The organism is Tardiphaga robiniae (genome assembly GCF_001618955.1).
Lineage (GTDB): Bacteria > Pseudomonadota > Alphaproteobacteria > Rhizobiales > Xanthobacteraceae > Tardiphaga > Tardiphaga robiniae_A.
Window position 1 is genome coordinate 796375 of sequence record NZ_LVYV01000001.1, and the last position, 25040, is coordinate 821414.

The 25040-nt window shown below is 60.3% G+C and carries 30 protein-coding genes; 8 read left to right on the plus strand and 22 right to left on the minus strand.

Translation table 11 applies throughout. The annotated features are described in order from the left end of the window. Window positions 1–6: 6 nt before the first annotated feature. From flgH to motA, 14 genes are all read right to left on the minus strand, one after another. Window positions 7–702: a flagellar basal body L-ring protein FlgH gene (gene flgH / locus A4A58_RS03760; RefSeq protein WP_068730435.1), complete on the minus strand. Its 696-nt coding sequence runs from the start codon at window positions 700–702 to the stop codon at window positions 7–9. 5 nt (window positions 703–707) lie between these two features. Beyond that, complete coding sequence (locus A4A58_RS03765) at window positions 708–1364, minus strand: MotE family protein (protein WP_068729885.1); 657 nt, start codon at window positions 1362–1364, stop codon at window positions 708–710. Between the two features lie 65 nt (window positions 1365–1429). Next, window positions 1430–2527 carry a flagellar basal body P-ring protein FlgI gene (gene flgI / locus A4A58_RS03770; protein WP_068730436.1) on the minus strand — a complete coding sequence of 366 codons (1098 nt, stop codon included), beginning with the start codon at window positions 2525–2527 and terminating at the stop codon, window positions 1430–1432. Continuing rightward, window positions 2527–3003 carry a flagellar basal body P-ring formation chaperone FlgA gene (gene flgA / locus A4A58_RS03775; RefSeq protein ID WP_068729887.1) on the minus strand — a complete coding sequence of 159 codons (477 nt, stop codon included), beginning with the start codon at window positions 3001–3003 and terminating at the stop codon, window positions 2527–2529. The genes flgI and flgA overlap by 1 nt, the downstream gene beginning before the upstream one ends. 25 nt (window positions 3004–3028) lie before the next feature. Next, window positions 3029–3817 carry a flagellar basal-body rod protein FlgG gene (flgG, locus tag A4A58_RS03780; protein WP_068729889.1) on the minus strand — a complete coding sequence of 263 codons (789 nt, stop codon included), beginning with the start codon at window positions 3815–3817 and terminating at the stop codon, window positions 3029–3031. Between the two features lie 9 nt (window positions 3818–3826). After that, on the minus strand, window positions 3827–4147 hold the full coding sequence (locus A4A58_RS03785) for a flagellar hook-basal body complex protein FliE (RefSeq protein ID WP_068729891.1): 321 nt from the start codon (window positions 4145–4147) through the stop codon (window positions 3827–3829). Window positions 4148–4149: 2 nt separating this feature from the next. Next, window positions 4150–4566, minus strand: coding sequence for a flagellar basal body rod protein FlgC (gene flgC, locus A4A58_RS03790; RefSeq protein WP_068730437.1), 417 nt, complete (start codon window positions 4564–4566; stop codon window positions 4150–4152). Window positions 4567–4577: 11 nt separating this feature from the next. After that, on the minus strand, window positions 4578–4955 hold the full coding sequence (gene flgB / locus A4A58_RS03795; protein WP_068729893.1) for a flagellar basal body rod protein FlgB: 378 nt from the start codon (window positions 4953–4955) through the stop codon (window positions 4578–4580). A 92-nt stretch (window positions 4956–5047) separates the two neighbouring features. Further along, complete coding sequence (gene flhB / locus A4A58_RS03800) at window positions 5048–6124, minus strand: flagellar biosynthesis protein FlhB (RefSeq protein ID WP_068729895.1); 1077 nt, start codon at window positions 6122–6124, stop codon at window positions 5048–5050. 12 nt (window positions 6125–6136) lie between these two features. Further along, complete coding sequence (locus tag A4A58_RS03805) at window positions 6137–7174, minus strand: flagellar motor switch protein FliG (protein ID WP_068729897.1); 1038 nt, start codon at window positions 7172–7174, stop codon at window positions 6137–6139. A 12-nt stretch (window positions 7175–7186) separates the two neighbouring features. Continuing rightward, a complete protein-coding gene (fliN, locus tag A4A58_RS03810) occupies window positions 7187–7579 on the minus strand; it encodes a flagellar motor switch protein FliN (RefSeq protein WP_068729899.1) in 393 nt (130 codons plus the stop codon). A 33-nt stretch (window positions 7580–7612) separates the two neighbouring features. After that, window positions 7613–7897 (minus strand): hypothetical protein, encoded by a 285-nt coding sequence (locus tag A4A58_RS03815; RefSeq protein WP_068729900.1) that lies wholly within the window; start codon window positions 7895–7897, stop codon window positions 7613–7615. Beyond that, on the minus strand, window positions 7878–8813 hold the full coding sequence (locus A4A58_RS03820) for a FliM/FliN family flagellar motor switch protein (RefSeq protein ID WP_068729903.1): 936 nt from the start codon (window positions 8811–8813) through the stop codon (window positions 7878–7880). Before A4A58_RS03820 ends, A4A58_RS03815 begins: the two co-directional genes overlap by 20 nt. Beyond that, on the minus strand, window positions 8813–9718 hold the full coding sequence (motA, locus tag A4A58_RS03825; RefSeq protein WP_283804887.1) for a flagellar motor stator protein MotA: 906 nt from the start codon (window positions 9716–9718) through the stop codon (window positions 8813–8815). The genes A4A58_RS03820 and motA overlap by 1 nt, the downstream gene beginning before the upstream one ends. 154 nt (window positions 9719–9872) lie before the next feature. Here motA and A4A58_RS03830 point away from each other — a divergent pair, with 154 nt between their 5' ends. Genes A4A58_RS03830 through fliI form a run of 3 tightly spaced genes read left to right on the plus strand, consistent with a single transcriptional unit; the run spans window position 9873 to window position 12787 of the window. Beyond that, window positions 9873–10655: a DUF1217 domain-containing protein gene (locus tag A4A58_RS03830; protein WP_068729905.1), complete on the plus strand. Its 783-nt coding sequence runs from the start codon at window positions 9873–9875 to the stop codon at window positions 10653–10655. Between the two features lies 1 nt (window position 10656). Beyond that, on the plus strand, window positions 10657–11427 hold the full coding sequence (flgF, locus tag A4A58_RS03835) for a flagellar basal-body rod protein FlgF (protein WP_068729907.1): 771 nt from the start codon (window positions 10657–10659) through the stop codon (window positions 11425–11427). 28 nt (window positions 11428–11455) lie between these two features. After that, window positions 11456–12787 carry a flagellar protein export ATPase FliI gene (gene fliI, locus A4A58_RS03840; protein ID WP_068729909.1) on the plus strand — a complete coding sequence of 444 codons (1332 nt, stop codon included), beginning with the start codon at window positions 11456–11458 and terminating at the stop codon, window positions 12785–12787. A 15-nt stretch (window positions 12788–12802) separates the two neighbouring features. Here the strand turns inward: fliI and hutH are convergent, their stop codons facing one another. Together hutH and A4A58_RS03850 are read right to left on the minus strand one after the other, a co-directional pair. Beyond that, window positions 12803–14329: a histidine ammonia-lyase gene (gene hutH, locus A4A58_RS03845; protein WP_068729910.1), complete on the minus strand. Its 1527-nt coding sequence runs from the start codon at window positions 14327–14329 to the stop codon at window positions 12803–12805. A gap of 161 nt (window positions 14330–14490) precedes the next feature. Beyond that, entirely contained in the window at window positions 14491–14820 is a 330-nt protein-coding gene (locus tag A4A58_RS03850; RefSeq protein ID WP_244499652.1) for a GCG_CRPN prefix-to-repeats domain-containing protein, read from the minus strand. 427 nt (window positions 14821–15247) lie between these two features. On the opposite strand from A4A58_RS03850, the gene A4A58_RS03855 reads away from it, so the two are divergent. Then, window positions 15248–15928 carry a spermidine synthase gene (locus A4A58_RS03855; RefSeq protein ID WP_068729912.1) on the plus strand — a complete coding sequence of 227 codons (681 nt, stop codon included), beginning with the start codon at window positions 15248–15250 and terminating at the stop codon, window positions 15926–15928. A 24-nt stretch (window positions 15929–15952) separates the two neighbouring features. Here A4A58_RS03855 and A4A58_RS03860 read toward each other — a convergent pair whose 3' ends face one another. Both A4A58_RS03860 and A4A58_RS03865 read right to left on the minus strand, forming a co-directional pair. Continuing rightward, window positions 15953–16210, minus strand: coding sequence for a DUF3551 domain-containing protein (locus tag A4A58_RS03860; protein ID WP_068729914.1), 258 nt, complete (start codon window positions 16208–16210; stop codon window positions 15953–15955). Between the two features lie 158 nt (window positions 16211–16368). Further along, window positions 16369–17358, minus strand: a complete 990-nt coding sequence (locus A4A58_RS03865; RefSeq protein ID WP_068729916.1) for a Bug family tripartite tricarboxylate transporter substrate binding protein — start codon at window positions 17356–17358, stop codon at window positions 16369–16371. Between the two features lie 154 nt (window positions 17359–17512). On the opposite strand from A4A58_RS03865, the gene A4A58_RS03870 reads away from it, so the two are divergent. Then, window positions 17513–17926 carry a VOC family protein gene (locus A4A58_RS03870; protein WP_068729918.1) on the plus strand — a complete coding sequence of 138 codons (414 nt, stop codon included), beginning with the start codon at window positions 17513–17515 and terminating at the stop codon, window positions 17924–17926. Between the two features lie 123 nt (window positions 17927–18049). Then, window positions 18050–19642 carry an AMP-binding protein gene (locus A4A58_RS03875; protein ID WP_068729920.1) on the plus strand — a complete coding sequence of 531 codons (1593 nt, stop codon included), beginning with the start codon at window positions 18050–18052 and terminating at the stop codon, window positions 19640–19642. A gap of 12 nt (window positions 19643–19654) precedes the next feature. Here A4A58_RS03875 and A4A58_RS03880 read toward each other — a convergent pair whose 3' ends face one another. Next, window positions 19655–20749 carry an HD-GYP domain-containing protein gene (locus tag A4A58_RS03880; RefSeq protein ID WP_068729922.1) on the minus strand — a complete coding sequence of 365 codons (1095 nt, stop codon included), beginning with the start codon at window positions 20747–20749 and terminating at the stop codon, window positions 19655–19657. 214 nt (window positions 20750–20963) lie between these two features. On the opposite strand from A4A58_RS03880, the gene A4A58_RS03885 reads away from it, so the two are divergent. Next, window positions 20964–21305 carry a hypothetical protein gene (locus A4A58_RS03885; RefSeq protein WP_068729924.1) on the plus strand — a complete coding sequence of 114 codons (342 nt, stop codon included), beginning with the start codon at window positions 20964–20966 and terminating at the stop codon, window positions 21303–21305. A gap of 75 nt (window positions 21306–21380) precedes the next feature. Then, window positions 21381–22052 (plus strand): dienelactone hydrolase family protein, encoded by a 672-nt coding sequence (locus tag A4A58_RS03890; protein ID WP_068730440.1) that lies wholly within the window; start codon window positions 21381–21383, stop codon window positions 22050–22052. Window positions 22053–22214: 162 nt separating this feature from the next. Here A4A58_RS03890 and A4A58_RS03895 read toward each other — a convergent pair whose 3' ends face one another. From A4A58_RS03895 to msrA, 3 genes are all read right to left on the minus strand, one after another. Then, window positions 22215–23216: a Bug family tripartite tricarboxylate transporter substrate binding protein gene (locus tag A4A58_RS03895; protein WP_081421734.1), complete on the minus strand. Its 1002-nt coding sequence runs from the start codon at window positions 23214–23216 to the stop codon at window positions 22215–22217. A 228-nt stretch (window positions 23217–23444) separates the two neighbouring features. Continuing rightward, window positions 23445–24071, minus strand: a complete 627-nt coding sequence (locus A4A58_RS03900) for a polysaccharide biosynthesis/export family protein (RefSeq protein WP_068729928.1) — start codon at window positions 24069–24071, stop codon at window positions 23445–23447. A 183-nt stretch (window positions 24072–24254) separates the two neighbouring features. Next, window positions 24255–24911: a peptide-methionine (S)-S-oxide reductase MsrA gene (gene msrA / locus A4A58_RS03905; RefSeq protein WP_068729930.1), complete on the minus strand. Its 657-nt coding sequence runs from the start codon at window positions 24909–24911 to the stop codon at window positions 24255–24257. Window positions 24912–25040 lie beyond the last annotated feature (129 nt).

Below are 25040 nucleotides of genomic sequence, written 5' to 3' on the forward strand. Positions count from 1 at the left end.
TCCTCATCAGAACGGCGCGACCTGGTCGTAGACCTGTTGACCCCAGTTCGGCTGCTGCACTTCCATCGACCGGCCGCGCCCGCCATACGAAATGCGGGCTTCGGCGATCTTCTCGTAGGCGATGGTGTTGTTGCGGCTGATATCGATCGGGCGCACGATACCGCCGACATTGACGATGCGCATTTCGTAATTGACGCGCATCTCCTGCGAACCGCTGACCAGGAGATTGCCGTTCGGGAGTACGTCGACAACGACGGCAGCCACCGAGAAACGCACTTCTTCATTGCGGTCGATCTTACCAGCGCCCTTGTTCGATGATTGGGATTTGACGTTGGTGTCGAAGTTTCCGGCAGAAAGCCATTTGGCGATATTGGCCGAGTAATCGGACTCAACCTTGATCTGCGAGTCGCGCGACCGATCCGTCTTGTTGTCGAGGATCGCCTTATCGTTCATCAGGATGTTCACGGTCAGAATATCTCCGACCCGCGTCGCCCGCGAATCGCGATAGAGATCCTTACGGTCATTCCAGATCGAGTGAGGGCCTGCGCTGCGATAGGCGCGTCTCTCGATCGGAATTGCGCGCGCATCAACCTGCATACCGTTGCCGATCGGCGACATGTAGGGCGCCTGACCAACCTCGGCGAGATTGCTGGCGCAACCCGTCAGGCACGACAGTGCGACCGGAATCAGAGTCACTCTCAACCACATCATTTCTTGGCTTTCCCGTCGTCTGTGCGACGCATCCCGGCAAGCGTGTCGGCGAGGTGTGCGCCACGTGCCGGTTCCATTTCATTGAGAATCGCGCTGGCGACGCGAACGCGCAGCTTGGCGAGAACAGCAGCTGCCGTGTCATCAGCCATGCTGGCAATCTGCTGCGCCGCAGCTTCGGGGTTCATGCGCGAATAGATTTCAACGACGCTGTCTTCCGCCTTTTTGAGAAATTCTTCGCGCAGCTTCAGCCATTCCTCATATTCGGCTCGCTTGGCCTCAAGTTCGGCAATGCGTAGCTTCAGCTTGGATTCTGTCGCTTCGAGCTCTTTCTGCTGCCACGCCACACGGGCATCGAGCGCCTGGTCTGCGATGTTGCTGCAAAAGCGCGCGACGTCGGATTCCTGGGAGTTCGCGGCTGCGCTATCCTTTTTGTCGATTGCGCCCGTGATCAGCGCCGAATCGGTGGACGGACGCACCACCGGGTCCTGCTTGTTTGCAGCCGGGCGGGGGCGCGCGACTTGCGGCGTCTTTGCAAATTCGCCGAGGTTCAACGGTTTTGAGAGCTTCTGCTCGGGTTCGGCCAATGCCTGTGTGGACAGCACCATACCGACCAACATGAGGAACTTGATCGATCGATTTGCGACGCGCGCCATTCGTGTTCTCGTGGTTCAGCTGAGCGAGCGTTGCACGCTTTGGCTTGCGTGACGCTGACCCGGGCTTACTGGATGACGAGTTCCGCTTGCAGCGCGCCGGCCGCCTTGATCGCCTGCAAGATAGCGATGATTCCCTGCGGCTTCAGGCCGATCTGATTGAGACCACGCACCAGGCGCTGTAAGTCCGCACCACGCAGAATTGCGATCTTGGCGCCTGGCTCATTCGCTTCGATGAAGGTTTGCGGCACCACCTTCGTCTCGCCGCGCGCGAATGGGTTCGGTTGCGACACGATCGGCGCTTCGGTGATTCGCACCGACAGATTTCCATGGGTGACCGCTACCGTCGAAATCTGTACGTTACGACCGATGACCACCGTTCCAGTACGCTCGTCGACGACGACCCGTGCCGGTGTATCCGGCTCGACCAGCAATTCCTCGATCTCGGCGATGAACCGCACCGGCGACGTGCCGCGCGGGCGCGACAGCACGATGGTACGATAATCGCGCTCGAAGGCCACGACCTTCTGATAGCGGCCATTTCCGTGCGCGTTGATCGCATCCATAATCCGCGTCGCGGTGACGAAATCCGGATTTTTCAATTCGAGAATGAGCGATTCCATCTCGCTGAACCGCCCCTTCACTTCACGCTCGATCAGCGCGCCGTTGGGAATTCGGCCAGCGGTGGCCACGCCCTGACTCAGTGTTTGTGCAGCGCCTTCAACGTTGTAGCCGCCCACGGCGATCGCACCTTGCGCGACGGCGTAGGTTTCACCATCGGCGCCGCGCAATTGCGTCATCACCAGCGTTCCGCCAAGCAGGGATGACGCGTCGCCCAGCGACGAAATCGCGACGTCGATTCGCGAACCACCCGCGACAAACGGCGGCAGATCGGCCGTCACAACGACGGCGGCAACGTTACGCGTGCGCAACGAGGTGCCACGGATATTGATGCCCATATTGTCGAGCATCGATTGCAACGATTGTTCGGTGAACGGCGCGTTGCGCAACGTGTCACCGGTGCCCTTGAGGCCGATCACAAGGCCATAGCCGAGGATTTGGTTCTCCCGCACGCCCTTGAGGTTGGCGATGTCCTTCACACGCACAGCGGCATCTGCCGCCGAGATCGAAAGCGAAAGCAGGAGACCGCAAAGGAGACGCAGCATCATCCGTTCTGAATCCGTACTGATCCGTCCTGCTGGACGATGCCCCGGATCGTGACGCCGGTATCGAGGTTGCGAAGCTGCACCATCATGCCGGCACTGCCCGACTGCAGGGATGTTGCATAGGTGACGATAATGAGCCCATCATCCTCGACGAGCACCTTCACCACAGCGCCGCGGGTGACGGCCTTCAGATCTTCGAGACCGTTAATCGGAATCAGGTGTCCCGCCAACAGAGTACGGCGCGCAATGCGGCCAACGAGGGACGCACGGTCGTTGATGAACGCACTTGCGCCCTGAATATTGGGCGCAAAATTGCGATCCATGATCATCTCATCCCTGATGACGTCACCGGGATAGATGGCTGTAGCCGGCACCGGATAGCGGACAGACTCGTCAGCGGCCTGAGCGACGCTTGAAATGCCGGTCGCGAGCACAACGCTCGCGAGCCAGCGGGTGACGATAGTGACTGCGCGCATCAGGCCGAGATCCCGTTCTGTGGATTTACCGCATGCCCTTCGAGATGGTCGATGCCATCTCGTCAGCCGCCTGGATGACTTTGGAGTTCATCTCATAGGATCGCTGCGCCGATATCAGCTCGGTAATCTCCTTCACCGGATCAACGTTCGAGCTCTCGAGATAGTTTTGATGTAGCTTACCGTAGCCAATATCGCCCGCGAAACCGACAACCGGCACGCCGGATGACACCGTCTCGCGATAGAGATTTCCGCCCAGTGGATCCAGACCGGCTTCATTGGAGAAGTTCGCGAGCGAGAGCTGGCCCAACTGAACGGGTGCAACGTTGCCGTCGACCTTGGCAAAGACCTGGCCGGACTCGTTGACAATCACGTCGACGGCGTTCTGCGGGACGATGATCGCCGGTGTTACCAGATAGCCGTCCGCCGTCACGAGCTGACGGTTTTCATTCAGGTTGAACGCACCGGCGCGCGTGTAGAGCGTCTCGCCGTTGGGACCCGCGATCTGGAACCAGCCACGGCCATTGATCGCGAGATCATAGGTGTTGCCGGTCTGCGCCATTGCTCCCTGCAAATGCAGTTTGCGCACGGCAGCCGAACGCACACCGAGACCGAGCTTCGCACCTTCGGGCACCGCGCCCTCACCGCTTCGATTGGGCACGCCCTGTGCGCGGTCGATCTGATAGAATAGATCGGTGAATTCCGCGCGGGAGCGCTTGTATGAGGTCGTATTGATATTCGCGATATTATTCGCGATCACTTCGACATTAAGCTGCTGCGCGCCCATACCGGTGGCAGCAATGGCCAGAGCTCTCATGATTAAACCTCAAATCGCCATTCGGCTGACTTCTTGATACGCCTGAACGACCTTGTCGCGGACGGCGACAGCCATCTGCAATGACCGTTCGGCAGACATGACCGCTTCGACCACCTTCTGTGCCGAGAGCTTACCGTGGATGGACTGGATTGACGCGGCTTCGCCGGCCTTGATCGAACCGATGGCATCGGCTGCGACCTGTTCGAGGACGTTGTTGAAACCGACGGTGGCCGCGCCGGGCTGCACTGCGGGTGTCGCGGAATTGATGACTTCGCTGGTTTTGGCGAGCTCGCCAGCACTGCTGATGACTGAGGATACCGCTTCAAGCATAATTAGCTCCTCAAGAGATCGATGGTCATCGACACCATGGATCTCACCTGTTTGATGACCTGTAGGTTGGCCTCGAAGGACCGGTTGGTTTCCCGCATGTCGCCCATTTCGATCAATGAGTTCACATTGGGCAGCTTTACGTAGCCCGTCGGATCGGCGGCCGGATGGCCTGGCTCATAATCCACGCGGAACGGCGCCTGATCGGTTCCGATATCCTTGACCTTGACCATGCGCACGCCGGCTGCACGGTCCATCTCCGCGGTGAAGGTCGTCGTCTTGCGACGATAGGGGTCGGAGCCGGGCGTACGTCCGGTCGAATTGGCATTGGCAAGGTTCTCCGACACGACACGCAGGCGAGTCGACTGCGCCTCGAGGCCGGAACTTGCGATCTGAACAGATGCCTGCAACGGATCAATCATCGTCATTCCCCTCAGGTCTTCATGCTTGTCATGAACATGCGATGGAACGATTTGACGATCGCCGTATTCAGTGAATAGTCGCGATTGATATCGCCGGCCTTCAGCATTTCCTGCTCGAGGCTGACAGAGTTGCCGGAATGCACGGTTTCCCAGCTCTTCTCCTTGCGCATGCCCTGGGCCTCAACTGAAGAACCGGTCGTGATGTGCGCTGGTGACGTCACGGTCACAGGCACGACCTTCGATTCGAGAATCTTGTTGAACGGCTCGATGTCCTGCGCGCGATAGCCCGGCGTGTTCGCATTGGCGACATTCGCCGAGATTGCGGACTGCCGCAGCGACAGCCATCGCTCATGCGATGAGGCGACGTCGAAAAGATAGACGGGTCCCACTTATCCCCCAAGATCCATGATTCCTTCATCATGGTTTACGAGTGGAAACTTGTCCGAGGCTGGAGGTGCGCATCACGCCATGCGTAGCGCACTTATACATTCGTCTTCTGCTTGCGCGAATGCAGGAAGTAGATGATTTCCGCGACGGGACGGAAGAACTCCGCTGGAATCATTTTATCAATATAGGCAACGTCGTACATCGAGCGCGCCAGCATCTTGTCTTCCACGACGGGCACGCCGTTCTTCTCGGCGATTTCCCTTATTTTCAGCGCAATGAGATCCTGGCCCTTCGCAAGCACCGTCGGTGCAGCGTCTTCGCCCTGCTTGTACTTCAGCGCAATCGCGTAATGCGTCGGATTCGCGATAACCAGTGTAGCGCGGGGCACGGCCGCCAGCATCGACTTGCGAGCCCGGTCGCGCGCCAGCGAACGCAGCCGCGATTTGACGATCGGATCGCCTTCGGCCTGCTTGAATTCATCCTTGATCTCCTGCTTCGTCATGCGCAGTTCACGGCGCCAATGGAAGCGTGCCCAGACGAGATCGAGCGATACCAGGACAATGGTCGCAATGCTGATGGCGGAGACAAGTCGCATTGCCGTAGTCAGCACCAATTCCGGGACAGCCGCCGGATCGCTAAACAATGCATTCACGGCCACGGCCTCCTCAGCCCGCAGGACGATCATCACGACCAGACTGATAGCGACAAACTTGAAGACCGACTTTCCGAATTCCACACGTCCCTGCGCACCGAAGATTCTGCCCCAGCCTTTCGCTATTGAGATGCGCGAGGCTTCCGGCTGGATGCGATCAAACACAATTCGCGGCGCGTTCTGCAGGAAAGATGATGCCAGCCCGGCCAGCATCAGGACGATAACAATCGGAATAACCAGTCCCGCCGCACTCATACCGACCGCGGTGAGCAACTCAATAGCATCCGTTCCATTGCGGATGCGGATACCCGACGGATCGTCGATCAATCGGGTTAAAGTGAATGTCAACTTTCTGACGTTGTCGGTGGTCAGAAAGCTTTGAATAATCAATAGCGCGAGCATAGAGGCGAAGATCGGCGCTTCGCGCGAGACCGGGATCTGCCCCTTCTCGACGGAATCACGAACCTTCTTCTCTGTCGCCTCTTCGGTTTTACTGTCCTTATCGGGTTCGTCAGACACAATGCTCTATCTTCAGGTGAATACCGGCTGATCTTCTTGATCGGGATTGAGTTCGATTTCGCCGCGTCCGGCCATATCGAGCGCGAGGTCGGTAATGGCGCGCCGCGCATCCAGGATCTCGCGCTGATTCGCGGGGATACCGTTTGCCAGCTCGTGATCCACCAGACGACGGGTGCGCGAGGCGAGCGACGACAGAATGAGCTCGCGGAATGTCGTATCCGATCCCTTGAGCGCCATCACCACACGGTCTGTTGGGACCTGATCGAAGATCAGCATACGCGCCTTGGCCGTGAGGTTGACGATATCGTCGAAGGTAAACAGCATGCCCTTCAGAATCTCGGCCGACTTCGGCCGCGATTCGGTGAGGTTCTTCAGCGATTCCTCCATCTGCGTCCGCTCCATCTTGTTGATAATGTCAGCCATGCGCGGATAGGTGTCGGACGCCAGGTTGCGGGCGAAGTTGATCATGAAGTCTTCATGCATCGTCTTTTCGATAATGCTCATGGCATCCTCAACAACAGGTTTGAGGCTGAGCATGCGCCGCATCAGGTCGTGACGGATATCCGGCGGCAGATGGCTCATCACGCGGGCAGCACAAGCCGGTTTCACGCGTGAGAGGATCAACGCCGCCGTTTGCGGGTGCTCCTTGAGAAGATAGTTGGCGAGCAGGCTTTCGGACACGAGTGAGATGCGTTCCCACACCGACTTCGTCTTGTTGCCCAAAACTTCGGAGATAATGTCGGTAATCTGTTCCGGCGGCAGCACGCCGTTCAGCAGCTTCTCCAGCTCACCGACGGTGCCGAAGATATTCGGACCTTCCGAGAAATTCTGCGCGAATTCCTCGATGATCGCCTCGAGCTCAGGCCCCGAGATGGGCTTGAGCTCGGCCGCCGCGCGCGTGACCAGTTTGATCTCTTCGGGATCGAACTCCCGAAGCAGGCCGCCTGAGAGCTCACGCCCCATGGCCAGCAGAAGAGCTGCCGCTTTCTCGGTGCCACCCAGCGGTTTGATGCTGGTGCCGGCGCGCTTAGCAGGTGCATTGAATGCCATGGGAAAATCTCTTTAAGCGTCCGGATCCCCGGCCGCTCCTCCGACGATTTCCGTCAGCGATACACCGAAACGCGAATTTTCATCTTCCACGACGACGACCGCACCGCGCGCGACGATGCGTCCGTTGACGACGACCTCGACAGGCTCACCCACGCGGTGATCGAGCGGGATCACTGCGCCACGGCCGAGCTTCATGAGATCCGCGACCGGCATAGTCGCCGAGCCGAGCAGCACCTGCACAGTGACCGGGATGCGCAGGATCGGCTCAAGATTGGTCAGCCGGCTGGTTTCCTCGGCAGCGCGAGCCGCGAGATCTGCCAGCTTGCCAAACGACGCGCCGTCAGCCTTGAGCGGATCGGTGGCGGGTGCTGCGCTTACTGGATCGATATCGTATGGTTGCTTCATATCCCCTGCCTTCTTGAAAACTCAGATCTTGGCCTAAGCCGGATTTTGCGCCGCAGTACGAGTATCGATTTCCGCGATAGTCTTGCGCGCCTCGTCGATCTTGTCACCGAGCGTCTGGACCATCTGTCGGCCATCCGCGCTGAATTCGCGCACCATCAGCACCATGTCGTCCACCGTCTCATTGGTCTTGCCGACCACGGCGGTGAACTCGCCCTGATGCGCACGCAACTTGACGAGTTCACGATGCATCTTGGTGACGCGGATGCTCGTGAAGAGCAGGGCAGCAAAAAGGATGATGTCAACGAGCGAGGATACCATCGATAAATTCCCGTTTTTGGTCGGCCGATTCCTTGACCTGCAGTGAATAGACGCCATTCATCTGGCCGAGCTGGCACCAGAACAGGCGTTGATCATTGCATTCAAGACGAACCATGGTGTCCGGTGTGGCGTTGAGCTTGAGCACCTGGCCGACGTGAAATTTCGCGACCTCGCCGAGAGTAAACTGTCGCTCTTCGAGAACCGCCTTCAGAACGACTTCGGTCCGCTTGATCTCGCTGTGCAACTGACGGCTCCAGTTCGGATCGGTGGATGCCGACTCGCCGGATACGATCTGCGACAGCGCCTGCCGGATCGGATTGAGCGCTGCGTGGGGAATGACGATAAACATCTCGCCGCCGCGATCGAGACCCTGCAACAGAATTTTGGCGCATACGGCCATATTGTTGAGGCGACCGATCGCAAGATAGTCCATGCGCGTCTCGACGCGCTCCAGGTTAAACGTCACGTCGGAAGCGCGATCGAATGACGCCTGCAATGCTTTGCCGAAGCGCTCGAACAGCGACTGCGCGACATGCAGCTCCACGTTCGAGAAGACACGCGGCATATCGAGCGGCGGCTCGGCGCCATCGGCGCCAAACAGGAGTTCGATCATCGTGTAGACGAAATCGCGATCGAAACCGATCAGGATGCGCGCATCCCATGCTTGCGCGTAAAAGACCGCGGCAATGGCTTCGCCCTCATAGCGATCCAGAATATCGGAGAGGCGATCGCTGCCCACGCTGCTCAGCGAGAAATACGACTGCGAGGGCGACATGGATCGCAGGCTTTCGGCGCAAAGATTCGTCATCTGGTCGAAAATCACATGTAGCATCGGCATGCGTTCGACGGAAATTCCGGCAGCCCCTAAAAGTTGATCCGATCCTTGATCTACGCGGCCTGACTTCACTTCTGACATCAGGCCCGTGCTCCCACTTTCGCCGAGGGTTCAGCAGGCGCTGCTTTTGCAGGCCCGCCGGAGATGGTTTCACTTTCGACAACATCGATCGACGGGCGTTCACCGGGGCCGATCATCTTGCGGCCGTGTTCGATCGCGATCTGCGGCAGGGCCCCGTTCATGAAGGCCAGCAGTGACTGCTTGACGATCACATACATCCGCGCGCGCTGCTCGCGCACCAGCTTGATCTTGTGGGCCAACGGCGCGACGAGACCGTAGGACAAGAAGATGCCGGCGAAGGTGCCGACCAGAGCCGCGCCGATGAAGCCGCCGAGCAATTTCGGGGATTGGTCGAGAGCGCCCATCGCCTTGATGACGCCGAGCACCGCGGCGACGATACCGAGCGCCGGCAGGCCTTCGGCGACCATCATCAACGAGCCATATGGCTTCATCTTGCTGCGAATGATGGTTTCGATTTCCTCGTCCATCAGCGCTTCGATCTCATGCGGCCGCGCGCTGCCCATGATGATCAAACGAAAGTAATCGCAGATGAAGTGCAGAAGAGGCTCGTTGGCGAGCACGGTCGGGAAGGCAGTGAAGATTTCAGATGACGTCGGGTCATCGATATGAGCTTCCACCTCGTTGCGGCCCTTGTTTCGTACCTCGCGCATCAGCGAATGCAGAAGCCCGAGCAGATCAAGGTAGTGACGCTCCTTTGGCACCGCGACAGTCAATGCCTGCACGGTGGCGCGACCGGTGTCGACCACGGTCTTCCAGGGATTCGCGATGACATAGGTGCCCAGCGACATCCCCATGATGATGACGAACTCCCAGGGCTGCCAAATCACGCTGAGATGCCCGCCCATCGCGGTGAAGCCGCCGATCAGACTGGCGAGTGTGATGATGACACCAAAGAGAATGCTCAAGCGCACCGCTCCAAATTGAGGATACGATTCACTTAGGCAACGATGCTTGCACGAGGCTGACATCGACCTGCGGCGGCCAGCCCCGCGCAAGCTTGTGCGGGGAGGTTGAGGCCAGTCTCGCCGCATGCGCCCGCAGACTGGGAACCCACTGCCGATGGTCTCGACAATCGCAAGCTACCAGTTGATCTCCAAGAATATCGTCAAATCGCTGCAACAGACGATGGAGAAGCCGGACGTGTCAAAGGACACGGAGTACTACCTGTCGCACATTCGCGATGTGAAGACGATCGACGAGTTCATCGGCGACTATCGGCTGTTCAGCTATGCCATGAAGGCCTATGGGCTGAGCGACATGACCTATGCCAAGGCCTTCATGCGCAAGGTTCTAACGGAAGGCGTTGCCAGCTCGACCACGTTCGCCAACAAGCTTTCCGACGCCCGCTACCGCGAATTCGCCACCGCATTCGACTTTGCCAAGCTGGGCGACCAGGCGACGAGCGCGGCCGCCGCGCAGGTCGGCACCGTCGAGAAATATGTTCGACAGCAGCTTGAGGAAGACGCCGGATCGCAGAATGAAGGCGTTCGTCTGGCACTCTACTTCGAGCGCAAGGCGCCCAAGATCACCAGCATCTATCAGATTCTCGCTGATCCGGCGTTGATCAAGGTCGCCCAGATCGCGCTTGGCATCTCATCGATGACCTCGATGGCGGATGTCGACAAACAGGCAAATATGCTCGGCGCGAAAATCGACATCGCGGATTTCCAGACCCCCGAAAAGCTGCAGACGTTCCTGCAGCGCTTTTCGGTGATGTGGGAGATGGAAAACGGAACGTCCGCCGCCCAATCGGCTTCAAGCACCCTCATCACGCAGCCGCTCGAAATGGGCCTCAGCACGGATGTGCTGACCACCCTGCAGAACCTGAAAATCGGACGATAAAATGCAATCAGCCCTCTATGTCAGCCTCTCGGCCCAGGTCTCGCTCGAAAAGCGGCTCGAAACCATCGCGAACAACATGGCCAATATGAAAACGGCTGCGTTTCGTGCCGACGCCGTGAAATTCGAGACTGCGATGTCGCGGGCAGCAACACAGGCGGTCGCCTTCTCCTCCCCCGGCGAGAATTTCATCTCGCGCAAGGAAGGCGCTATCACCCAGACCGGCAATACCCTGGACGTGGCGGTCACCGGGAATAGCATGGCTGCCTATCCCGGCGGCCCCGATCCCGGCAACACGACGTGGATGGCGTTTGCCGGCCCGAACGGCCCTGTCTATACGCGCGACGGCCGCATGCAGATCGACATCAACGGGCAGCTTCAAACACTTACCGGCTATCCAATCCTCGATTCAGGCGGCACGCCGATCATCGTCGATCCAGATGCCGGCCCACTGACGATCGTGCGCGATGGCACCATTTCGCAGGGCCGCATCCAGGTCGGTCAGCTCGGCCTGTTCGATATCGCACCGGACGCAAAGCTGGAACGATTCGGAACGTCGGGCGTGATTCCCAGCAAGCCGGCGACCACCGCGCTCGATTTCGTCACGGTCGGCTTTCAGCAGGGCTATGTGGAAGGATCGAATGTCGATCCCTTGACTGAACTCACGCAGATGATGACCGCCCAACGCACCTTTCAGAGTGTCAGCTCGTTGATCGACAATTCGGAAAGCACCATGCAGGGCGCCATTCGCACCTTAGGCGATCCAAAGGCTTGATGCCTGACATGATCGGCGGGAGAGCTTGATGAACGCGCTTGAGAAACTCGAATCGACCATCGCAACCCTGCGCCGGGACGTACCCACGGTTCGTGTCGGCGGCATGGTGTCCGAGGTGACGCCGACGCATTTTCGCGTCTCCGGCCTGTCGCGCTATGTCAGGCTCGGTGAATTGATCGGACTGGAAATCGACAAGCGGGTTCATCTCGGTGAGGTCGTGCGGATCGATAATGACGGCGTAACGGCCAAACCATTCGATTCCCACTTTGCTGCCGGCCTCGGCGTTCCCGCTTTCCGAATGCCTCCCAAGACGCTGTCTCCACATCCGGCCTGGAAAGGTCGCGTCATCAATGCGCTTGGTGAGCCACTGGATGGCGCCGGCGACATGCCCGTCGGCGAGCGCGAGATGCAAACGGATGCCAATCCCCCGCCAGCGATGACCCGCTCGCGCGTGAGCAAGCCGCTCCGCACCGGCGTCCGCGTCGTGGATCTCTTCACACCGCTTTGCATCGGCCAACGCATCGGCATTTTCGCCGGTTCCGGCGTCGGCAAGACTACGCTTCTCTCGATGCTCGCGCGCAGCTCCGGCTTCGACACCGTCGTCACTGCACTTGTCGGCGAGCGTGGACGAGAAGTACGTGAATTTCTCGAAGAATCGCTGGTCCATCACAAGACCCGCGCGATCACGGTCGTCTCGACGAGCGACGAAAGCCCGATGATGCGTCGACTGGCGCCGAAGACGGCGATGACCATCGCCGAATATTTCCGCGATCGCGGCGAATCGGTGCTGTTGATCGTCGATTCGGTAACGCGCTTCGCCCACGCATCCCGTGAAGTCGCGCTCGCTACTGGCGAGCCGGCGATCGCACGCGGCTATGCGCCGAGTGTCTTCAGCGAACTTCCGCGACTGCTGGAGCGTTCAGGACCGGGCCTCGAAGGCCAGGGCTCCATTACCGGCGTCTTTGCCGTTCTCGTAGACGGCGACGATCACAACGAGCCCGTGGCGGATACGGTGCGTGGTACACTGGACGGGCACATCATGCTCGACCGCGACGTCGCCGATCAGGGCCGCTATCCGGCCGTCAATGTGCTGTCATCGGTGTCGCGCCTCGGCCAGCATGTGTGGTCGCCGGAAGAAGCCAATCTGGTGCGCAAGCTGCGCGCCATGATCGCCCGCTTTGAGGACACCCGCGACCTTCGCCTGATGGGTGGCTATCAGCCCGGCCGCGACAGTGAACTCGATCAGGCCGTCCAGCTCGTGCCCAAAATCTACGATGTACTGCAACAGCACCCGACCGACCCGTCCTGCGCCGAGCCATTCCAGGAATTGCTGAGCGTGATCAAGACCGCAATTGGCTAACTGCTCTCTCGCGCTTTAAACACCCGGGATAGTGTCGAGATTCGCTGCCGCGACGATCGCGCCGGATCGCACGAGGCGAAGCGATTTCTGAATGTCGTCGTGAAAATATCGATCCTCGTCGAGATGGGCGACGTCTGCCCGGATACGTGCGCGAACGCTTTCCAGACGATCGCTGGACTTGAGCGGCGCATGGAAATCACAGCCTTGCGCGCCCGCCAGCAGCTCGATGGCAATGACGGCCATTGCATTCTCGATCATCGGCAGCAGCCGGCGCGCCGCATGGGCAGCCATCGAGACATGATCTTCCTGATTGGCCGATGTCGGAATCGAATCGACGCTGGCCGGATAAGCCCGCTGCTTGTTCTCAGATACCAGCGCCGCGGCCGTCACTTGCGCGATCATGAAGCCGGAATTAAGCCCCGGCTTCGGTGTCAGGAACGCGGGCACACCGGATAGCACCGGATCCACCAGCATGGCGATCCGGCGCTCAGAGATCGATCCAATCTCACAGATCGCAAGCGCCATCATATCCGCCGCAAAGGCAACCGGCGCCGCATGAAAATTGCCACCGGAGATCGCAATATCGTCGTCGGCAAAGACCAGAGGGTTGTCGGAGACGCCATTCGCTTCAGTGAGAAGCGTGGTGGCCACCTGTCGCAAAACGTCCAGCGCGGCGCCCATCACCTGCGGCTGACAGCGGAGGCAATAAGGATCCTGAACACGGACGTCGCCGGTGCGGTGCGACTCGCGAATCGCGCTGCCGGCGAGAAGTTCCTTCAATGCCTGGGCTGAAACGATCTGCCCTTCATGCTTGCGCAGTTGATGGATGCGTGGATCGAACGGCGTATCCGAGCCACGCGCGGCGTCGGTGGACAAGGCACCACTGACGAGTGCGGTCTTGAACAGAATTTCAGCCTCGAACAATCCCGCAAGTGCATAGGCCGTCGAGAACTGCGTGCCATTCAGCAGCGCCAGTCCTTCCTTGGCCTGCAGCTCGATCGGCTGCAGACCCGCACTGGCGAGCGCCTCCGTCGCCGGCAATCGGCCGGACGTCGTCAGCGCCTCGCCGACGCCGATCATGACCGACGCCATATGCGCGAGCGGGGCCAGATCGCCCGAGGCACCGACTGATCCCTGCGCGGGCACGATGGGCGTGATGTCACGCGCAATCATGACGCTGAGCAACTGGACCGTCTCCATGCGGACGCCGGAGAAACCCTGCGCCAGGCTCGCAAGCTTGAGGCACATCATCAGCCGCACCACCGGCGCTGGCGCCGGGTCGCCGACGCCCACGCAATGTGACAGCACGATGTTTTTCTGGAGGGCCGTGATGCTTTCGGCTTCTATGCCGACATGAGCAAGCTTTCCGAAGCCTGTATTGATGCCATAGACGGGTTCGCCCTTGGCGACAATCCGGGCAACTGCCTCAACACTGGCATTGATGCGTGGAGTACAGCTCTCATCGAGAACTGGTACTGCCCCCCGATAGATCGACCGCCAGTCTGCCAGCGTCACCGCACCCGGTGTGAACCGCATCGTCATAAAAGTAACTCCAAGCCATCCCGTAGATGGCCCAAGGCAACACATTCAACGCTGCGCTTCAATGTTTGCGCGCCACAAAAAGGCCAGCCTTGCGGCTGGCCTTTCAGCTGATCGACAGTCAGACCGTGGGCTGCGACGTGCGACGCAGCGTCACGTTTGCCTTATGGCTTCCAGCCGCCACCCGGTAGATTGCCGTGATAGGGCGTGTTGCGGCAGTGTCCCCACGGACCGCGCCAATAACCGGGAGGGCAGCCGTTCCCCGTCACGGGAGCTTCCTGATAGTAGCCACCCGGGAGCGGGCCGTAATAAGGTGTATAGCGGCAGCCACCATAGGGACCGCGCCAGCCGCTCGGACCGCAGCCACCCGCAACCGGGATCACGTGCGCTTCGACAGCGATGCTCTGGCCCATCATCGGCGCAGCACTTGCCTGCGTCGAGACGATGAACAGGGCGACGAGACATGCCGCCATCATGTGCAGAATTTTGGTCATTCTATTCCTCTCGATGAGTTGAAGATCACTCGGCCCCGACGAAAGCGTCTTCGCCTTGCCGCGCGATGCGCAACCCGAAGATGCATTGGTCTTCATTCTGCTTAGAGGCACCAGATACCGTTGGCAATTCCGTTCTATCAATGCACCGGCACAACCCGTTCGGTTAGTTATCCGCCCGTTAAGAACGGCGAACGGAGCTGCCGCGCGAAGTACTCCATCAGTGTAGTTCCCTTTAAACGAAGATGCAGCGACGTGTTGGAGCTATTCCAGAGACCGGAACCCTGCCTCTGATCGCGCGCTGCAATCGAAGTGCTGCGACACGAGCGACTCCAATTGCTGTAAGGCCTTTGCATGATAGCCGAGTTGCGTGGGGCTCGGTTCTCGCGCTACCACGGGCCGCCGCGCAATCGCTTGATGAAAGACACCCGTGCTACCCTGGAAACTGATCGATACGACCGAAGTACCCGGCGGCGGCGTGCCGCTGCGCCTGATGCAGCGCGGGCAAGAGTTCACCATCAAGCTCGGCCAGAACGAGTTGATGAGCAGCCGGCTGTTCGGCTCCGAGGAAGCGCTGGCGACACTCACCTGCTTTCGCCTCAAGGACATGAAGGCGCCGCGGCTTTTGATCGGCGGCTATGGCATGGGCTTTACATTGCGCGCTGCGCTAAAGGTGCTCGGCCCGAAGGCGAAGATCACCGTGGTCGAACTGGTGCCCGCGATCGTCGCCTGGGCGCGTGGCCCAATGGCCGAGCTGTCTGGCGACAGCCTGAGTGATGAGCGCGTGGAGATTGTCGAGGGCGATGTCGTTAAAGCCATCGCTGGTGCACGCGGCAAATATGATGCGATCCTGCTCGACGTCGATAACGGGCCCGAAGGCCTGACGCGAAAATCGAATGATGCGCTCTATGACCTGAAAGGGTTGCGCGCGGCCCAGGCCGCGCTCAGTCCGGGCGGCGTGCTGGCCGTCTGGTCGTCATTTCCATATGACAAATTCACGGCACTCCTCGGCAAGGCAGGCTTCAACGCCGAGGAAATCAAGATCCGCGCCACCGGCACACGCGGTGGCGCCCGTCATGTCATCTGGCTGGCGACGAAGCCAAAAATATAGCTGTCGCCGCCGTGAAGATGGGTTTTAATAGGCAACCGAACGCCGACTGCGGCGCGGCTCGCCGTAAGGCTGCGGGCTGAACGCCAGCCGCGGATTGACGATACAATCGACGCCGCGGCCGGATGCGGTCGCCTGGCACGCTTCGTAACTCGGATAGGAGCAATCGGTCCCGAAGGCCTGCGACTGGATACAATAGGGATAGGTCGGGGCGGCAGCTGCAGGGCTGGAAGCCATGGCCGAAACGCCACCAACAGCCAACACGGCCAGCATCAGATTGCGCATCACGTCTTCTCCTCCGCGGCAGCGGTCCTGTGACATCTCCAGAAAGCAACAGAGCCTGCGGATGAACGTTCCCGCAAGCTCCGATACATCCCGGTCTTGTGATTACGCGCTTACGCTGGCGTCATCACAAGGGTTAGACACCATAGTGCCGCATGGGTTCATTCGACCTTAAGGCCCGCGGCTTTGACCACTTTCTCCCACTTCTCGGTCTCCGCGACGATCATCTTACCGAACGCTTCTGGCGGTCCGATCAGCGGTTCGCCGCCGAGATCGATCAGCTTGGCCTTGACGGCCGGATCCGCCAGCACCGCATTAACGTCCGCGTTGAGCTTGGCGATAATCTCCGGCGGCGTCTTCTTCGGCGCACCCATGCCGAACAAAGCGCTGGCCTCATAACCCGGCACGGTTTCCGCGACGGTCGGCACATCGGGTAACAGCGACGACTTGTCGGTGGTCGTCACCGCCAGCGCACGAAGGCTGCCCGAGCGGATATGCTGGATGATTGACGGCATGTTGTCGAAGATCACCTGGACCTGACCGCCGAGCATGTCGGTGATCGCTGGCGCAGCACCGCGATAGGGCACATGCTGCATCTTGGCGCCCGACAGCATCATGAACATCTCACCGGATAGATGCACCGAGGTGCCGTTACCCGACGACGCCATGTTCACCTTGCCCGGATTGGCCTTCACATAGGCGATGAATTCCCCGACGGTCTTCGCCGTGATGTCCTTGTTGACGGTCATCACATTGGCGGTGCGATGGAAGGCGGCGACAGGCGCGATATCACGCACGAAATTGAAGCTCAGCTTCCCATAGAGCGTCGCGTTGATGTAGTTCGCCGGATTGACCAGCAGGATGGTGTAGCCGTCGGGTTCTGCATTCACGACAGATTCGGTGCCGATATTGTTGCCGGCGCCCGGCTTGTTCTCGACGACGAATTGCTGACCGGTTCGCTCAGATAACTTCTGCCCGATCAGGCGGGCCAGAATATCGGTTGCACCACCAGCAGGATAGCCGACGACAAAGCGAACCGGCCGCGTCGGATAGTCCACGGCCAGCGCCGAGCTGACAGGAACGAGAGCGGTTGCAGCAAAAGCAGAAAAGCCAAGCGCAATCAGACCGATCGCGGCACGACGTGACGTCATATTTTATTCCCTCCGGCTGCCGCAACTTTGCGCGCGGTCAGCGTGTGTTGAATTGACAACGGCCGTATCTACCAAACAATTCAACTATCGACCAGTGCGACACTACTGCGGCACCAGCCCAAAGAAACGTCAAGGCAAAGCCAAGGACCATTTCATGTCCCTCACCGTCACGGCCCTCGATCATCTCGTCCTCAACGTCGCTGACGTCCAGCGCTCAGCCACCTGGTATCAACGCGTCCTGGGCATGGAGGTGAAGGTGTTCGATCCCGGTCCGGGAAAGTTACCGCGCACATCGGTGAGTTTTGGCGTGCAAAAGATCAATCTGCGGCCGATCAGCGCCGATAAGGTCGAGTGGTTCACGGCGGATCATGAGATGGTCGGCAGTGACGACCTCTGTTTTCTCACTGCCTCACCGCCCGACGCCGTAATCACGCATCTCGGTGCTTGCGGCGTTGCGATCGAGGAAGGCCCGGTGGCCAAACAGGGCGCGCGGGGCACCTTGCGCTCAGTCTATTGCCGGGATCCCGATGGCAGCCTGATTGAAATTTCGTCTTACGAAATAGGCTGATCCTGCATGCCGGGGCGGTTTGCGCCGCCCCGCCGCCGATGGCACAACATCTTCCGTAAAAACAAGAATAAGAAAGCCGCCCCCGCGTAAGCGGTCGCTCCGGTGGCTTTCGACGGAGGATGCATGCCCTACCCCGCGACGAATCCCGCCATGATTCCCGGTTCGATCGGCCCGTTCGACGGCATGGACGTCCCGTGGCTGCTGCGCATGCACGCCGAGACGCGTCGCGATCACCCTTTCATCATCTGGTCGCCATTCGATGCGCCGGCGCGGCCATGGACCTATGGCGAGTTTCACGAGCGCGTCGGGGCACTTTCAGCAGGCCTCGCCAGGCGCGGCATCGTCCAGGGCGACTATGTGCTGATCCATCTCGACAATTGCGTCGAGATGCTGCTGGCTTGGTTCGCCTGCGCCGAGCTCGGCGCCATCGCAGTGACCACGAATACCCGCTCCTCAGCCGCCGAAATCGAGTATTTCGCCGATCATTGCGGCGCGGTCGCCGCTATCACGCAGCCATCCTATGCCGAACTCGTCGCCACCAATTGCCGCAAGCTGCGCTGGATCGCCGTGACCTCGCACAATGCTGGCGCGCTGGCCGATGGTTACACGGTCGGCAAGGCCGAGCGTTTTGATGCGTTGTTCGCTGACAGCGCCGATCGTCCGCGCCGCCCGGTCGACCTGTGGGCGCATTGTAGCGTCCAATATACGTCAGGCACCACATCGCGGCCCAAAGCCGTGCTGTGGACCCACGCCAATGCGCTGTGGGGCGGCAAGGTGAACGCCGCGCATCAGGACCTACATGCGTTTGATACGCATATGACTTATCTGCCGCTATTTCATACCAACGCGCTGGCCTATTCGATGCTGGCGACGTTGTGGGTCGGTGCCTCCCTAGTGCTTCAGCCGCGTTTTTCCGCGCGCCGGTTCTGGAACGTGGCGCTCGAACATCGCGCGACCTGGCTGTCGACGATCCCGTTCTGCATGAAGGCGCTGCTCGAACACGACGTACCGAAGCATCATTTCCGGCTGTGGGGTGCGTCGTTCTGCGATCCGCCGGCCTTTGCCAAATTCGGCGTCAAGATCATCGGCTGGTGGGGTATGACCGAGACCATTACTCACGGCATCATCGGCGAGGTCGATCAGCCTAACACGCCGATGGCCATCGGCCGCGCAGCAACCGAATATGGCATCCGCGTCACCAATGACGACGGCACGCCGACCGCCGTGGGTGAGACTGGCAATCTCACGATCAAGGGCATTCCCGGCCTGTCGCTGTTCAAGGAGTATCTGCACAACGAGGCCGCCACGCGCGACAGCTTCGACGCGAACGGCTTCTTCATCACCGGCGACCGCGTCACGCTACTGGAGCGCGGCTATATCAAGTTCGGCGATCGCGCCAAGGACATGCTGAAAGTTGGCGGCGAGAACGTTGCCGCATCGGAGATCGAACAGGTTGTCATCACCGTGCCCGGCGTGCGCGAAGCCGCCGTCGTCGGCAAAAAACATCCGATGCTGGATGAAGTGCCGGTTGTTTTCATCATCCCGCATGCCGGCGTGGCGCAGGCGCCACCGGCGCTGCATGACAATGTCATGGCGGCTTGCAAGAGCGGGCTGGCGGATTTCAAGGTGCCGCGCGAAATCCACTTCGTGGACGAGATGCCGCGTTCGACGCTTGAAAAAGTGGCCAAGGCAGAATTGCGCAAGCTGCTGGCCTGAGGCGAACGGCGCTTACGCGCCGAGGGCCACCGGGCGGAACACCTGTAGCAGTTGCTGATCGATCTTGTCGCCCATCTGCTCCATGATCTCGAACGCCTTGGCATGCGTGAAGGCCATGCGATAGGCACGCCGCTCCACCAGAGCCGCGTGGATGTCGACGATGGTCATCAGGCGAACGATGTCGCTGATCTGGTCGCCGGCCAGCGCATCGGGGTAGCCACTGCCATCCAGGAATTCGTGGTGATGCAGCACCACGTCGAGCATCTCGCGCGGAAAGCTGCCCTGCGCCACCAGCGCTTCGAAGCCGAGACGCGGATGTTTGCGCATCTCGAGCGTCTCGTCCTCGGTGAGCTTGCCCGGCTTGTCCAGAATCGACACCGGGATAAACGCCTTGCCCACGTCGTGGACGAGGGCTGCGCGCGTGAGGCGGCGCTGATCTTCATCGCGCATGCCGAGATGCTGCGCAAAGGCCACCGCGAAACCAGTCACGAACAGGCAGTGACGATAGCTGTGATTGTGATGACGGCCGACGGCGGCCAGCCATTCGCGCAGCGATGTACGCTTGATGGCCTTCAGAATCTGGTTCTCTGCCTGCATCACGTCGTTGAAGGTGAGCGGCACGCCGGCGGGCAATTTCTCGAAGATCTTGACCATTACCGCATGCGCCGCCTCGACGCCGCGATTCAGCGCCTTGCCGCGAGTGGAGAAGTCCTCGTCATGCGGGTTCGGAAATGCGGCGCGGATGCGCTGCATGACACCACGCGCATCGAACGGGCGCGCGATCGTATCGGTGGCGCCGAGCGCCCAGGCCTGCATCGATCCGTGATGCAGCGAGTCGGCCAGCACGAACAGGCGCGGTATCGCTTCATAGGATTTGTGGCGCAGTTTGTTGCGCACGCGCTGCACGGCCTCTGCCGAACGCAGATTGATATCGACCACGATACCCGACAGCTCGCTGGGCGGCGTCTCCGGAATGGCTGACGTTGGGACAACATCGACTTCGCCGACCTTCTGCAGGATATCGACGAGTTCGCTGCTGTGATCGCTGCGGTCCGATGCCAGAAGCAGTCGGCGGCGCGCCGGCGATTGGTTGACTGAAGCGGTCATATGCCCTCGATCTATTGCGGCGAACGGGCCGCAAGCAGGACATACATACCTTGGAACAGGGTTCCTGAAGCTTAATGCGTATTGTTAATGCTTCCTGATCGGCCCACGGAAGGTTTCATTCCGGCGGATAGCACTATCGGCTGGTTAGGGACTTCGTGAAAACTTTAAGCAATGCTGCCTTGCGCCGGAATCCGATCCGGAAAACAATCGCGCCATGAAGACCATCAGGTTCATCCTCGGCGTCGCGACCGGCCTCGTCGTCACGGTTCCAGCCCACGGGCAGCCCGCGGGGACGACGCCCGATCTGCCATTCACGGCAACCCTTTCGAACGCCACCCCGCTGGCTTTTGGGATGGCCGCAAGTGACGCCGCCCGTACCTTGGGCACCCCGCTAACCTATGTCAGCGGCCGACCGGGCGATGAGATCTATCTGGCAATCCGCACCTTCGGCGGCAGCGGCTTCTTCGACCGCCGCGACCGCCTCTATCTCCAGTTTCGCAAGGGACGCCTGACCGGCTGGAAGGGCGACTGGGGCCGGAACTGGATGTGGCAATAGCCGCTTTGTGAGTGGACCTGTACGGCCGTCCGCGCCAAACAGACCCCACCCCTCAACAACGATATGGAATACCTCGTGGGACAAGACATCACGCTAACCGCATCTGACGGCTTCAAACTCGGCGCCTACCGCACCCAGCCTGAGGGCAAGCCCAAGGGCGCCGTGGTCGTGATCCAAGAGATCTTCGGCGTAAACGACCACATCCGCACGGTCTGCGACCGCTTCGCCGTGCAGGGCTATGTGGCAGTGGCGCCGTCGATTTTCGATCGCACCGAACCCAACTTCCAGTCCGGCTATTCACCCGAGGAAATCGCCATCGCGCGCAAGTTCGTACTCAATCCTGATTGGCCCGCGATGCTGCGCGACACTCAGGCCGCGATCGATTCCGTTGGGGATGTCGGCAATGTCGGCATCATCGGCTTCTGCCTTGGCGGCAGCGTCGCCTTCGCTGCCGCGACGAAACTGACCGGCCTCAGCGCCGCCATTGGCTATTACGGCGGCGCCGTGGTGCGCTTTGCCGACGACAAGCCGACCGTACCGACGCAGCTGCATTTCGGTGAAAAGGATCACGGCATTCCACTGTCGGATGTCGAGACCATCCGCGCCAAGCGGCCGGATGTGGAGATCTTCGTCTATGACGGTGCCGAACACGGTTTCAATTGCGACCAGCGTGCCAGCTACAACAAGGCCAGCGCGGATGTTGCGAGAGAACGGAGCCTCGCGTTCCTCGCGAAGCATCTGAAGTAAGCCGCCGCCCTCTCCACGTCATTGCCGGGCTTGACCCGGCAATCCACCTTTGCGGCACCAACAAGCGCTTGGGCACAGCTGGATACCCGGGTCAAGCCCGGGTATGACGACTGAGAGGGAGCAGCCTCGATCTTTCCCTGCCAGTCGGGAGAGATTGGAACATCACTCGCCTTTGACGCCTGCAGTCTTCGCCACCGTTGCCCAGCGATCAAAATCGCGACGCAGGCTCTTCTCGAAAGACTCCGGGCTGTCACCGACCGGAACGAGATTGACCGCCTGCAGGCCGGCGGTCCCCTCTGGCGACTTGATGATGCGACCAAGCTCGGCCGACAGCTTGTTCACAATGTCCTTCGGCGTCGCCGCCGGTACGAAGACGCCGACCCAGCCTTCGGCCTCGAAGCCAGGATAGCCGAGTTCAGCCATGGTCTGCACGTTCGGCAGCTTGGGCTTGCGTTTCTCGCCGCCCACCGCGAGCGGACGGATCTTGCCGGCTTCGAGCTGTGGTCCGGCGGTGGTGAAGTCGAGGAATGCCGCAGTGACCTGATTACCGAGCAGATCGTTCAGCAAAGGCGCAGCACCGCGATACGGCACATGGGTCATGTCAATGCCGGTATTCTTCTTCAGAAGCTCGCCATAGAGATGCGACGTGGTGGCGTTGCCGAAGGTGCCGTACGGATATTTTCCGGGGCTGGCTTTGGCGAGATCGATCAGTTCCTTCACCGACTTCATCGGCTGCGCTTCGGGCACGACGAGCACGATCGGCGAGATCGCGACCTGCGTCACCGGCGCGAGATCCTTGAACGCGTCGTAAGGCAGTTTCGACATCAGGCTCGGCGCCTGGATGATCTGCGTGATCGCAACCAGCACGGTGTAGCCATCGCCCGGAGCCTTGGCGGCGAAGTCATTGCCGATCACACCGCCGGCGCCCGGCTTGTTCTCGACGGTGACGGTCTGCTTCCAGGACTCTTGCAGCTTCTGCGCCAGCAGGCGCGCGGTGACATCGGTGGCACCGCCGGGAGCATAGGGCACGACGAAGGTGATGCGTCGATCGGGATAGGATTGCGCAGTCTGCGCAAATGCTTGCGAAGACAGCGCCGCTCCCAGCGCCACGATGGCTGCCAAAGTGACGCCGCGCATCGCACTGATCGACGGACTCGTCTTCATCTCTTCTCCCCTGATATCCATATGTGCCGACATGGCGGCGCATTTCAGCGAGTTGGCCTCACTTGATCATTGCTTACAGTGCTAAAGACGATTCTGATACAGTGCAACGCGCGTCCTGACGCCGATGCGCCTATACATCGCAGCCTTTAATTATCGGGAGTACGCCGACCTATTCCGCGAAGCGGAGAAAATCACGCTTGGGGTGACGACGGCACTTGATGCGCGCGATCAGAACCAGCGCTCGCTAACGAGCACCGTATCGCCGGGATTGATCGGCGTACCCAACGGCACCACGGCGCGGTACGAGCCCTCGATGGTGGTGTGGGTCAGCGTGACTTCGTCGCGCTTGGCGCGCGGCGAGAAACCGCCGGCAATGGCAATCGCGCTCTCGACGCTCATATTGGGCACGTAAGGATACTGGCCGGGAGCGGCGACTTCACCAAGAATGAAGAACGGACGGTAGGCTTCGATTTCGACAGCCACCGATGGCTCACGAATGAATCCGTTACGCAGGCGACCGGTGATGCTCGCGGCCAAAGCAGCAGGCGTCATGCCGCGCGCTGGCACGCGGCCGATCAGCGGCATGGTGATCGCGCCACCGGCATCGATGGCGTAGGAATTGGTGAGACCTTCCTGGCCGTAAACCACCACGCGCAGCTTGTCGCCGGCATCGAGCTTGTACTGCGCATCATAGGCCGAGACCGGGGAAGCATAAGCAACCGGCACTGCTGCCGGCCCGTAACCCGGGCGACCGTAAGCGAGCGTGTCGAGATCGGCAGCCGGCGCAACCACTGCAACAGGACCCGGTCTCCGCATGCAGCCGGACAAAGCCAGCGCGGCAACCGCGACAATCATGGGCAGACGAAACGCGCGGGCAGACGACACTGGACATATCCCTCATAGAGGCAGCCTCGGTTTTGGCCTCTTATGGTTAAAATTCCGTTGTCATGGCCTTCCATCAGGCAGCAAAAAACCCGCCTTCGGGAGCTCCGAAAGCGGGCTTTTGACGTTGTTTATCTACACTTAGCCGTGGTCAGCTCAGGCCGTGACGCCGACCCCGATCGGGCACGACACACCGGTGCCGCCGAGACCGCAATAGCCGCCGGAATTCTTCGCCAGATACTGCTGGTGATAGTCCTCGGCGAAGTAGAACTTCCCGGCCGGCGCAATCTCGGTGGTGATGGTGCCGAGGCCCTTCGCCGACAGTGCCTTCTGATACGCCGCCTTCGACGCTGCGACGGCATCGCGCTGTGCATCGCTGAAGGTGTAGATCGCGGAACGATACTGCGAGCCGATATCATTGCCCTGGCGCATGCCCTGGGTCGGGTCGTGGCTTTCCCAGAACGTCTTCAGGAGCTGCTCATAAGAAATCTTCTTCGGATCGAACACCACCAGCACCGCTTCGGTGTGACCGGTGCGACCCGAGCAGGTCTCTTCATAGGTCGGGTTTGGCGTGAAGCCACCGGCATAACCAACCGCCGTCGTATAGATGCCGTCGCCGAGCTCCCAGAACTTGCGCTCAGCACCCCAGAAGCAACCGAGCCCGAACACCGCCCGCTCAACTCCTTCTGGATAGGGCGGCTGGATGTTGCTGCCATTGACGAAGTGATGCTTGGCAGTGGGGATCGGCGTATCGCGACCGGGCAGTGCTTCGGCGGCGGTCGGCAATGCAGCGGTCTTGCGCATGAAAAGCATGGATCATCTCCCGGCGCGCTCGCGAACGAAGTGGACTCCGGTTCGCTGGACGAACGCGCAGATCTGGGGGCCAACAGCACCCGCGAGGCAGAACCGGATTCACTCCTGCCGCGCGGCGTATCTCAGGTG